A 10788-nucleotide genomic window follows, 5' to 3' on the forward strand; every position below is an offset into this window, starting at 1 on the left:
GCTCGACGCTCGTGTTCATCGTCTCCCTCCCCCTTGTGCGGAGGGATCAAGGGTGGGTCCCGCATGCCGAAGCTGGGAGAGAGTGCTGATGATCGAGAAGGAAGGCCCCCTCACCCGGCGCTTCGCGCCGACCCTCGGGTCGGAGCCTGAGGGCAGGCCCTCTCCCCCAGAGGAAGCGGCATGGGCCGATCACGAAGCCCGGCTGCAGTTCCTCACGTGGGATCGGACAACAGCTGATATCGAGGCGCCCGAGCATCGGACGCGGCAGGCGCGACTGGTGGAAACGGCCGGCGCCAGCTTTCATCCGACGGCCTATGTGGCGGCGGAGGCGGCGATCTTTACGACGCATCTGGTGCTGGGCGAGGCGAGCTGGATTGCCGGGCATGCGCTGGTTCGCGGGGATGTGGAGTTTGGCGCGCATTGCACGGTCAATCCCTATGCGATGATTTCGGGCAGGGTGCGCTGCGGCGACGGGGTGCGCATTGCGAGCCATGTATCGATCGTCGGGTTCAATCACGGCTTCGATGATCCCAGCGTGCCGATCCATCGGCAAAAGCATGAGAGCCTGGGCATTACCATCGGGGACGATGTGTGGATCGGGGCCAATGCGGTGGTGCTGGATGGGGTGACGGTGGGCAAGGGCGCCGTGATCGCGGCCGGAGCGGTGGTGAGCAGGGACGTGCCTGACCTGGCAATCGTGGGCGGGGTGCCGGCCAAGGTGGTGCGCTATCGCGGACAAGCGGTGAAGGGTGATGCCGTGGCGAGTCTCGCGCGGCTGGGGGCGGCAGCGCAGGCGCAATGGCCGGACATCCTGGCGCGGCATCGGCAGGACGGGAACTATGTGTCGCGCGAGGCCGATGGCTCGGTGCGCGCGAGTGCACGGCATCGGAACGATGCCATCGAGATTGCGGCCGGGTTCGGCGCGGTGCCGGATGGGCTCGATGTGGCCAGGACGCTGGGCGAATTGCTGGACTTGCAGGACCCGGTGACGGGGCTGTTTCCCGATCCGCACCGTCCGCCAGTGGCGGGGCAGGCAATGCGCGATGACGGGCTGGCGCTCTACAATGTGCTGTCGGTGGGCTATGCCATCGAGGTGCTGGGCGGGCAGCCGAAATATCCGGTTGCGGCGGTGGAGCTCGGCGCGGCGGAGCTGTGCGACTGGCTCGAAAGCCTGACCTGGCGCGAGCGGGCCTGGGGTGCGGGCGCGGCGGTGGATGCCATCGGCACGGCGCTTTACTTCAACGCGCGGTATTTCTCGACCGGACGGGCGCGCGAAACGCTGTTTGGCTGGCTCGCCATGAAGCAGGATCGGGCGACCGGGCTGTGGGGTTCGACGACGGCCGCGGAAGGGCTGTTGCAGCCGGTCAACGGCTTCTATCGGCTGACACGCGGCACCTATGCGCAGTTCGGCCTGCCGGTGCCCAATGCCGAGCGGGCAATCGACTCGGTGCTGGCAAACTATCGCAACTATGGCGGGTTTTCGGAGCGGACCTATACGGCCTGCAACCTGCTCGATACCGTCCATCCGCTGCTGTTGTGCTTGAGGCAGACCGGCTATCGGCGCGCCGAGGCCGAGACGATCGCGCGGGCGGTGATCGCGCGGGCCGAGGCGCGGTGGATGCCGGGTGAGGGCTTTGCCTTTACCGATGGGCAGGCGGCGAGCCTGCAGGGCACCGAGATGTGGCTGAGCGTGGTGCATCTGGCTGCGGACCTGCTTGGTATTGCCGGTGAGTTTGCCTTTGTGCCCAAGGGTGTGCATCGGACGCGGGCGGTGGGGCTGGGGCTATGAAGCCTGACCTCCCCACAGAGTCTTTTCCGCATTCAACCGAGTCATTCCCGCGCAGGCGGGAATCCATTCTCCGCACGCGCCGGTCCAAAGAGTGGATTCCCGCCTGCGCGGGAATGACGCCGTGACTGGATGCGACGTGGTAAAATGGAGGGTGTCATGACCGCCGGCAAGAAGGCGCTCGTCGTCTGGGGCGGCATGGAGCTGCATACGCCGGAGCGGGGCGCGCATGTGGTGCGCGACTTGCTCAAGGCGGAGGGATTTGCCGTCACCGTAACTGATGACTATGACGCGCTGGCCGCCGAGGATGTGGGCAGCAATGACCTGGTGGTGCCTGTCATCACCGATGGCGTTGCGCCTGAGAAGATCGGCAATCTTGTTGCCGCCGTGCGAGCGGGGACGGGGCTGGCCGGCTACCATATGGGGCTGGCGACGACGTTCCGGGCTAGCGTGCCGTTTCGCTACATGGCCAGCGTATACTGGGTGCAGCACCCGGGAAACATCATCACCTACCGGGTGGATGTGACGCGGGGTGATCACCCGATCATGGCCGGGATCGAGAGTTTCGAGCATACGAGCGAGCAGTATTATCTCAACTATGACCCGGCGATTGAAGTGCTGGCGACGACGACGTTTTCCGGAGAGTTCCACCCATGGCGCAAGGATGTGGTGATGCCAGTGGTGTTCACCACCATGCATGACCAGGGCCGGGTGTTCTACTCCTCGCTGGGGCACACGGCCGACGAACTGGTCGGGCCGGTGCGGGAGATCTTGCGGCGCGGGCTGATCTGGGCGGCAAGGTAGGCTCCTCGCCCACCGCGCGTCACCCTCGGGCTTGACCCGAGGGCCCTTCACTTAAGAAGTGTATGGCCAAGTACAGAGCCCTCGGGTCAAGCCCGAGGGTGACGGCCGGTGGGTGGGGTGCGTCGGGACTAGCAAAACTACTGCTGCTGCGCCGCTTCCGCCTGCCGGCGCAACACCTCGGACTCCGGCAGGGCATTGGCATATTGCAGTTCGCGGTTGGCGCGGTTCCAGAAGGCGGGATGGACGCGGTCGAGCAAAGCGGGCTCGGTCGGGGTCAGCGCCAGCCCTTGCGCCGTGGTCTCATCCAGATACAGCACGATATTCTGGCGATACCAAGCGGGAATGGCGTCGTCGGTCCAGATGGCGGGGCGGATCACATCGTAGGCGTGGTAGCCATGGGCGGCAAAATGCTCTGCCCACCAGCTCTGCCACTGCTCGTTGAGGTGGCCGACGCCGCCCTGGCCGGGGATGGCGGCGCTGAACAGCACCGCCGGAGCGAGAGCAACGAGATCGGCGACGAATGTTTCGGCGCGGCCAGGAGAGAGGTGCTCGCCCACTTCGAGGGATAGTGCCAGGTCGACGCGGGGGCCGGTCACGCGCTGCTCGAGATCCTGCGGCGCGAAAGCAATACTGACATCATCGAGCATTGCCGGGTTGACCCATTCGCCTTCGACGCCGAAGGCCGATGCGGCGCCAGCCTGGAGGGCTGCGGCGAGCCAGGTGCCGGTGCCGCAGCCGATATCGGCGACGCTGTGCCGGGGCAGGGCTGGCGGCAACGTATCGAGAATGCGGCGGGCGGCATGGGCGGTATGGACGCGGCGATGCTGGTAGAAATCGGCGGGGTAGAGCGAAGCGGTCATGGCAAGGCCCGGTGCGTATGCGGCGAGTCTATGCCGCGGCGCCTGATGTGACCAGCTAAGTTTGGCTTTGAGCCGGAACCTCGGCGGGGGGAAGCCGTTCTTGGGGGCAGCGTCTTACCCATCACCGGAGACAGAGAATGGCTACCGAAAAAACCCTCGACGACCTGTTCCTCGACACGCTCAAGGACATCTACTATGCCGAGAAGCAGATCGTGAAGACCCTGCCCAAGATGGCCAAGGCTGCGCAATCGGAAGAACTCAGGGCCGGTTTCGAACAGCATGCGGTCGAATCCGAAGGCCATGTGGAACGGTTGGAGCAGATTTTCGAACTGCTGGGCAAGCCGGCGCGCGGCAAGACCTGCGACGCGATCCTCGGCATCATCGAGGAAGGCAAGTCGATCATGGACGAGTTCAAGGGCACTGTTGCCCTCGACGCCGGCCTGGTCGCTGCCGCCCAGGCCGTCGAGCACTATGAAATCGCCCGCTACGGCACGCTCAAGACCTGGGCAAGCCAGCTTGGCATGAAGGATGCGGTGGCGCTGCTGGATGCGACGCTGCAGGAAGAAGTGGCCACCGATAAGAAGCTCAGCCAGGTCGCAACCGCCAACGTGAACCAGAAGGCGGCTTGATGCAAACGGGCGCGGGGGTATATCCCCGCGCTCACTCTTCGCGGCGCGGCGATGCGGAAAAATTCACAGGTTGCCGAGCGCATTCGGCAGACGGCCTACTTCCTGTGGGAACAGGATGGCCGGCCCGAGGGACGTGCATTCGACTATTGGGTGCGCGCCAAGGACATGATGCTGCGGGAGCTGGCCTATGACAGGTGGCTGGCCGAGGGCACGCCGATAGATCGCGCCGAAGCCCACTGGCACGATGCGGCAGGGGATATCGAAAAGTGAAACGGGCCCGAACGGGCCCGCTGGTTCTTGGTGCATGCGCGAGGCGATCAGTCCTTGGCGCGCTCGACGTAGGAATTGTCTTCGGTGAGGATGACGATGCGGGTGCCGACGCCGATATGGGGCGGGACCATGACCTTGAGCCCATTGTTAAGCACTGCGGGCTTGTAGGAGGAGGAAGCAGTCTGGCCCTTCACCACCGGCTCGGTCTCAACGATCTCGGCGGTGACCTTCTGGGGCAGTTCCATCGCCACGGCATTGCCTTCGAAGGTCTTGAGATAGACCTTCATGCCATCGGTCAGATAGGCCTTCTGCTCGCCGATAACGTCGTCGGTCACGGTGATCTGCTCGAAGCTGACCGGCTCCATGAAGTGATGACCTTCGGCGTCGGAATAGAGATAGTCGTATTCGCGCTCGTCGACATCGGCCTTCTCGACCATCTCGACGGTACGCCAGCGGCCGACGACCTTCACACCGTCGGACATGCGGCGCATGTTGACGTTGGTGATGGAATTGCCCTTGCCGGGATGGACGTTTTCCGCCGTCAGGATGATGTGCAGATTGCCGTCCTGTTCGACGACGTTGCCCTTGCGCAGCGAAGAGGCGATGACCTTGACCATTATTCTTCCTTGTTCATCTCGTTGGCGCGTCGTAGAGGCAGGGCCGTCTCGCACGCCAGAATAGACTTTCGTGCGCCAACTATCCTATCTCGGCGAAAATCGCCAGCCCTGGTCACATGAGCTACCTCGATACAAAGCCATCGCCGTGGTGGTCGCCATCGGTCCATGCGGACCGGCGGCCAATCCTGTTGGCACGGGGGCGGATCGAAGGGCGGGTGCGGGCCTATCTTGATGACAATGACTTCCTCATGGTCGATCCGCCGGGATTGCAGCGCTCGCCGGGCAATGAGACGCATCTGCATGCCTTCGGCACGGTCATGATCGGCAATGATGGAGAGGGGCAGGCGATGTATCTGCATACCTCGCCCGAATTCACCATGAAGAAGCTGCTGGCGGCGGGGGAGCGGCGGATTGCGAGCCTCGGCCATGTATGGCGCAACCGGGAGCGCAGCGCGCTGCATCACCCTGAATTCACCATGCTGGAGTGGTATCGGGCGGGTGAACCATATGATGCGGTAATCGAGGATTGCGTCGCCATGCTGAGGCTGGCCGCGCAGGCAACAGGCGTCGACAAGCTTGTGTTTCGCGACCGCCACTGCGATCCGTTTGCGGCGCCAGAAAGGGTCAGTGTCGTGCAAGCATTCCTGCAGCATGCTGGCATAAATCTGCTGGATTGCATGGATCTTGCTGGCGTTCCGGATGGCGAGGCGCTGGCCGCGCAGATGATCGCGGTGGGACTCGAGGTGCCGGAGGATCGCAGCTGGAGTTATCTCTTCAGCCGGGTGCTGGTGGAGAAGGTGGAGCCGCAGCTGGGCATGGGGCGAATCACGATTCTTGACCGCTATCCGGCGGCCGAGGCGGCGCTGGCGCGGCGGGCGGCGGATGACCCGCGCGTGGCCGAACGGTTCGAGCTCTATGCCTGCGGGGTCGAGCTGGCCAATGGCTTTGGTGAATTGACCGATGCCGAGGAGCAGCGCCGCCGGTTTGCCGCCGAGATGAATGAAAAGCAACGGATCTATGGCGAGCGCTATCCGCTGGATGAGGATTTTCTCGCGGCGCTGGCGGTGATGCCGCAGGCGAGTGGAGTGGCGCTGGGATTCGACCGGCTGGTGCTGCTGGCAACGGCCGCGCCCCGGATCGAGGCGGTGCTATGGGCGCCGGTGGCGGAATGACGGTGCAGCGGCCGATCAAGAGCGTGAGTGACCTGGTGTCAGCGGGCCTGGCCACCGATGCGGCCGGGCTTGATGCCGTGGCGGCGAAATATGCCATCGGCATCACGCCTCATGTGGCCGAGCTGATCAACCGCGATGACCCCGATGACCCCATCGCGCGGCAGTTCGTGCCTGATGTGGCGGAACTGGTGACGACGCCGGAGGAGCGGGCGGACCCGATCGGGGATCTCAGCCACTCGCCGGTCGAGGGTATCGTGCATCGCTATCCCGACCGCGTGCTGCTCAAGGCGGTGCATGTGTGCCCGGTCTATTGCCGCTTCTGCTTCCGCCGCGAAATGGTGGGGCCGCAGGGGCTGGGGACGCTGACTGGGGCGGAACTGGATGCCGCCATCGGCTATATTGCGGCGCATGACGAGATCTGGGAAGTGATCCTGACCGGCGGCGATCCGCTGGTGCTGTCGCCGCGGCGGCTGCGCGAGATCATGGCGCGGCTGGCCGGGATCGACCATGTCAGGATCGTGCGCTTTCATACGCGGGTGCCGGTGGTGGAGCCGGAGCGGATCGACCCAGGCATGGTGGATGCGCTCAGGGCCAGCGGCAAGACGACCTACCTCGCCGTGCATGCCAATCATCCACGCGAGTTCACGCCTGAGGCTAGGGCTGCAATCGCGCGACTGGCGGATGGGGGGATCGTGCTAATCAGCCAGTCGGTGCTGCTCAGGAACGTCAATGACGATGTCGGGACGCTGGCCAGCCTGATGAAGGCGTTTGTCGAGAACCGCGTCAAACCCTATTACCTGCACCACCCCGACCTGGCGCCGGGGACCGGCCATTTCCGGGTGAGCATCGACGAGGGGCAAAGGCTGGTGACGGCACTGCGGGGGCGGATATCCGGGCTGGCGCAGCCGACCTATGTGCTGGATATCCCGGGCGGCCATGGCAAGGCCGATATCGGCGCCGCGTCCATTGCCGGTGGCGACGGGTGCTTTACCGTGCGGGACTGGCAGGGTGGCGAGCATCGCTATCCGCCATCCGGTGGAGGCGACTGAGGTGAAGCTGGGGCAGCGGCTTGGCGCCGGACTGGTGGCGGAGGTGTTCGAATGGGGCGCCGACGTCATCAAGCTCTACCAGCCCGGCCAGGGAAAGGAGCAGGCGTTTCGGGAGGCGGCGACGCTGGCCATGCTCGAGCACGGAAAGCTGCCGGTGCCCAAGGTGCGTGGCGTGCTGGAGACCGACGGCCGGTGGGGCGTGGTGATGAGCCGCGCGCCGGGCAGACCGATCGCAGCGGTGATGCTGGAGCATCCTGGCGACGCGCAGGCCATGCTCGATGACGTGGTGCGATTGCAGCTCCGCATCCATGCCGAGCCCGGCCAATTCCTGCCAAGGCTGCGGGATCGCCTGCGCGGCGCCATCGCTCGAGCCAGGCAATTGTCGGCCAATGAAATCGGCGCCACGCTGCAGCTTCTGGAGACGCTGCCGGATGGCGACCGGCTCTGCCATGGCGACTTCCACCCCTACAACGTGATGGGGACGGCGGAGGCGCCTGTCATCATCGACTGGCTGGACGCGACGAAGGGCGCGCCGGAGGCGGATGCCTGCCGGAGCTACCTGCTCCTGCTGCATGCTGTGCCGGATGTCGCCGCGACCTATCTGGATGCCTATGTGAGGCTCAGTGGGCGGGCGCGCGAGGCGATACTGGCGTGGCTGCCGGTATTGGCGGCGGCGCGGCTGGTGGAACAGGTGCCGGGCGAGCACGACCGGCTGGCCGCCCTGGTTCGCTCGGCGCTCTGAGTTGAGATCAGTTGTCAGGGCTGGAGGGTGGCCGGGGCAATGGCTCCGGCCGTCAGGTCTATGCGCTCAGTGCATCGGGCTCTGGCCGTTGATGGGAATGCGCTTGAGCCGAGACTCGGCTTCAGCGCTCCGCGGCAACGTCACCGTGAGCAGGCCGTTCTTGAACTGGGCATTGATCTTGTTGTGATCGACATCAGAGCCCAGCGGGATGCGGCGCTCGAAACGGCCATAGTAGCGCTCGGAGAAGCGACGGTCCTTGTCCTCGGTTTCGGAGCGCTTTTCGCCCCGCAGGACGAGGACGCCATCGTCGAACATCACCTCGACATCCTTCTCATCAAGGCCCGACATTTCCGCGGTCACCCGCATCTCGTTGCCGGTCTCGGTAATCTCGACGCTGGGCCAGTTGGTCATGAAAGACTGGCCAGGGCCCGTGGGCTGCCGGCCGAAGTCGCGGAACACGTCGTCGAACAGCCGGTTCATCTCCCGGTGCAGCGACATGAACGGGCTGTCGTCGCCACGGCCATAGGTCGCGGGGACGTCGCCAGTGCTGCGACCACGAGGGATCAGATCACGAATACTCATTCATACGTCTCCTCTCATGCACTCGACCGGAGCCGGACCGATTCCGGCGCGGCCGATGGTTTGATCCTGGTTTTCCAGGTTTGCGGCGAGGAAAACCAGTCCGATGCCGGACGGCAGGCGCATGGTTGAAAGGAGCCGAAGCGATGACGTCCGACGCCTTTGATCTTGGTCTGCAATCGGGGCGCTTCAAGGGCCGCTGGAGGGTTTTTTCGTCTGCTATTCTGCTGCCCGACCCGCGGGGAAAATGCCGGACATGACCACGAAGCCGGGAATGCGGCGGACGCGGTCGGTCCAGCGGCGGAGAGCGGGATAATCCTGGCGGGAAATGCCGCCCTCCTCGCTCAGCATGACGTAGGGGAAGCAGGCGATGTCTGCCGTGGTGGGATGAGCCGGGGAGCTGAGCCAGTCGCGGCCCTCGCGTTCGCCGAACCAGAGATGTTCGTCCATCAGGCGGAAGATGCGGTGGGCGCCGGCCTGGGCTTTCTCGACATCGAAATCGTAGAAGAAGCCGAGGGCGAGCCGGGCGGCGGAAGCGGTGGCGGTGATGTCGTCGGCGACGGCGTGCCAGCGCAGGACTTCCGCCGTGACGGCCGGATCGTCAGGGAACCAGAGGCCGGTCTCGTCATACTTTTTTGCCAGGTAGGCCAGGATGGCGCCGGAGTCCGACAGGACCAGGTCATCGTCCTTGAGGACGGGGAGTTGGCCAAAGGGATTGAGGCGCAGGAACCAGTCGGCCTTGTGCTGGCGGCCGGGATAGAAGTCGACCGGCACGATGTCATAGCGCAGCTTGAGGATGCTCATGAGCAGCCGCAGCTTGTAGCAGTTTCCGGAAAGTTCGAAGTCGTAGAGGGTGATGGCCATGGGTCAGATATCCAGCACCAGCCGCGCCGACTTGGCCCGGCTCACGCAGGTCATCATGCAGTGGTTCGACGCCTTTTCGCTGTTGTTGAGGTAGACGTCCTGATGGTCCACCTCGCCCTCGATCACCGTGGTCAGGCAGGTGCCACAGGCGCCTTGTTCGCAGGAGCTGGGGACGGTGAGACCCGCCTCGCGCATCACTTCCATAATGGATTTGCCCGCGGGCACATGCAGCGTCATGGCCGAACGGGCGAGCTCGACATCGAAGGCCGATGAATTGTCGATGACCTTGTCGTTCTTGAAATATTCGAAATGGATCGCCTCTTCCGGCCAGCCCTGGGCCGCGGCGGTGGCGCGGACGGTTTCGAGCATGGCGCCGGGGCCGCAGACATAGACGTGCTGGGCCTGGCTCCAGGTGCCCAGGGCCGTGGCGATGGTCGTGCCGATCTCGGTGCGGGGCAGGCCGGTGTGGAAGACCACCTGGCCATGCAGCGCCTCCAGCTCGGAGCGGAAGGCAACGGTTTCGCCAGCGCGGGTAAAATAGTGCAGCTCGTAGGGGAGGCTCGACTTGTCGAGGAAGCGGGCCATGGAGAGCAGGGGGGTGATGCCGATGCCGCCAGCGATCAGCACTGACCTGACAGCGTCGCGGCGCAGTGGGAAGTTGTTGCGCGGCTCGGAAATGGACAGCAGGTCGCCCTCGCGGACGGATTCGACGAGCACCTTGGAGCCACCCTTGGAGGCGCTCTCGGCCTTGACGCCGATGATGTAGCTCATCAGCTCGCCCGGGCCGTTGGTGATGGAATATTGCCTGACCATGCCATTGGGCAGGTGGATGTCGATATGGGCGCCGGGCTGGAAGGTGGGCAGGTGGCCATTGCGGGCAGCGAGCTCGAAACCGACGACGCCATCGGCGCTGGTCCATTTGCGCTTGACCACTGTCGTAATGGTGTTGCCGCGGGGAATGGCGATATCGGGCATGGTGGCCAGATCGGCAGAAACCTTGTCGAAGGTCGGCTGCAGCGGCTCGGGCGCGGGTTTTTTTCGAGCGGCGCGCTCGAGGCGGTCCCGCAGCTTGCCCAGGACTTCGTTGTAGTGGCGCAGCGTGGCCAGCGTGTCGGCAGGCGGTTCGGCCAGCAGGCCCCTGATTATCGCGCGGCCGGCATCGACCGGCTGGACGAAATAGTAGGTGCCCCCGAAACGGACGGCGAGACCGGGAAGCTGGTCGGCCGGTTGATCATCGGGCGCCAGACCGATCAGCCCGGCCAGCACATCTTCTGGCGCGGCATTGACCGGGACCGGCCGGAGCGCAAACCACTCACGGCCCTCGGCGCCAGCAAAGGGGCGGAAGGGCTGTTCATCATTGGCCGCCGACCAGACCAGGCCATAGGCCTCGCGCACCGGATAGGTGCGGTTCTGGAT

Annotated in this window: 12 protein-coding genes; 7 read left to right on the top strand and 5 right to left on the bottom strand. The window is 64.8% G+C overall.

Going from position 1 to position 10788, the window contains the following annotated elements; translation table 11 throughout:
* Positions 1-88 precede the first annotated feature (88 nt).
* Both IH615_RS13815 and IH615_RS13820 read left to right on the top strand, forming a co-directional pair.
* The gene (locus tag IH615_RS13815; protein WP_291362488.1) at positions 89-1789 is read left to right on the top strand and encodes a DapH/DapD/GlmU-related protein; all 1701 of its coding nucleotides are present in this window, start codon (positions 89-91) and stop codon (positions 1787-1789) included.
* 156 nt (positions 1790-1945) lie between these two features.
* Positions 1946-2590: a ThuA domain-containing protein gene (locus IH615_RS13820; RefSeq protein ID WP_291362490.1), complete on the top strand. Its 645-nt coding sequence runs from the start codon at positions 1946-1948 to the stop codon at positions 2588-2590.
* A 137-nt stretch (positions 2591-2727) separates the two neighbouring features.
* Here IH615_RS13820 and IH615_RS13825 read toward each other — a convergent pair whose 3' ends face one another.
* Positions 2728-3450, bottom strand: a complete 723-nt coding sequence (locus tag IH615_RS13825) for a class I SAM-dependent methyltransferase (RefSeq protein WP_291362492.1) — start codon at positions 3448-3450, stop codon at positions 2728-2730.
* 137 nt (positions 3451-3587) lie between these two features.
* Here IH615_RS13825 and IH615_RS13830 point away from each other — a divergent pair, with 137 nt between their 5' ends.
* Positions 3588-4079, top strand: coding sequence for a ferritin-like domain-containing protein (locus tag IH615_RS13830; RefSeq protein ID WP_291362494.1), 492 nt, complete (start codon positions 3588-3590; stop codon positions 4077-4079).
* Positions 4080-4130: 51 nt separating this feature from the next.
* A complete protein-coding gene (locus IH615_RS13835) occupies positions 4131-4349 on the top strand; it encodes a DUF2934 domain-containing protein (protein ID WP_291362495.1) in 219 nt (72 codons plus the stop codon).
* Positions 4350-4396: 47 nt separating this feature from the next.
* Here IH615_RS13835 and efp read toward each other — a convergent pair whose 3' ends face one another.
* Entirely contained in the window at positions 4397-4966 is a 570-nt protein-coding gene (efp, locus tag IH615_RS13840; protein WP_291362496.1) for an elongation factor P, read from the bottom strand.
* A 116-nt stretch (positions 4967-5082) separates the two neighbouring features.
* Here efp and epmA point away from each other — a divergent pair, with 116 nt between their 5' ends.
* From epmA to IH615_RS13855, 3 genes are read left to right on the top strand one after another with little or no spacing between them, the layout of a single operon-like run.
* Positions 5083-6138 (top strand): EF-P lysine aminoacylase EpmA, encoded by a 1056-nt coding sequence (gene epmA, locus IH615_RS13845; RefSeq protein ID WP_291362497.1) that lies wholly within the window; start codon positions 5083-5085, stop codon positions 6136-6138.
* On the top strand, positions 6135-7187 hold the full coding sequence (locus tag IH615_RS13850) for a lysine-2,3-aminomutase-like protein (RefSeq protein ID WP_291362500.1): 1053 nt from the start codon (positions 6135-6137) through the stop codon (positions 7185-7187). Before epmA ends, IH615_RS13850 begins: the two co-directional genes overlap by 4 nt.
* Complete coding sequence (locus tag IH615_RS13855; RefSeq protein WP_291362501.1) at positions 7147-7929, top strand: aminoglycoside phosphotransferase family protein; 783 nt, start codon at positions 7147-7149, stop codon at positions 7927-7929. The genes IH615_RS13850 and IH615_RS13855 overlap by 41 nt, the downstream gene beginning before the upstream one ends.
* Before the next feature lie 66 nt (positions 7930-7995).
* On the opposite strand, the gene IH615_RS13860 is transcribed toward IH615_RS13855, so the two are convergent.
* The 3 genes from IH615_RS13860 to IH615_RS13870 all read right to left on the bottom strand — a co-directional run.
* Complete coding sequence (locus tag IH615_RS13860) at positions 7996-8511, bottom strand: Hsp20/alpha crystallin family protein (RefSeq protein ID WP_291362503.1); 516 nt, start codon at positions 8509-8511, stop codon at positions 7996-7998.
* A 216-nt stretch (positions 8512-8727) separates the two neighbouring features.
* A complete protein-coding gene (locus IH615_RS13865; RefSeq protein ID WP_291362505.1) occupies positions 8728-9372 on the bottom strand; it encodes a glutathione S-transferase in 645 nt (214 codons plus the stop codon).
* Positions 9373-9375: 3 nt separating this feature from the next.
* The coding region (locus IH615_RS13870; protein ID WP_291362507.1) for a PDR/VanB family oxidoreductase at positions 9376-10788 on the bottom strand (1413 nt) is incomplete at its 5' end.

The sequence above is a fragment of the Devosia sp. genome, assembly GCF_014860165.1.
Classification (GTDB): Bacteria; Pseudomonadota; Alphaproteobacteria; order Rhizobiales; family Devosiaceae; genus Devosia.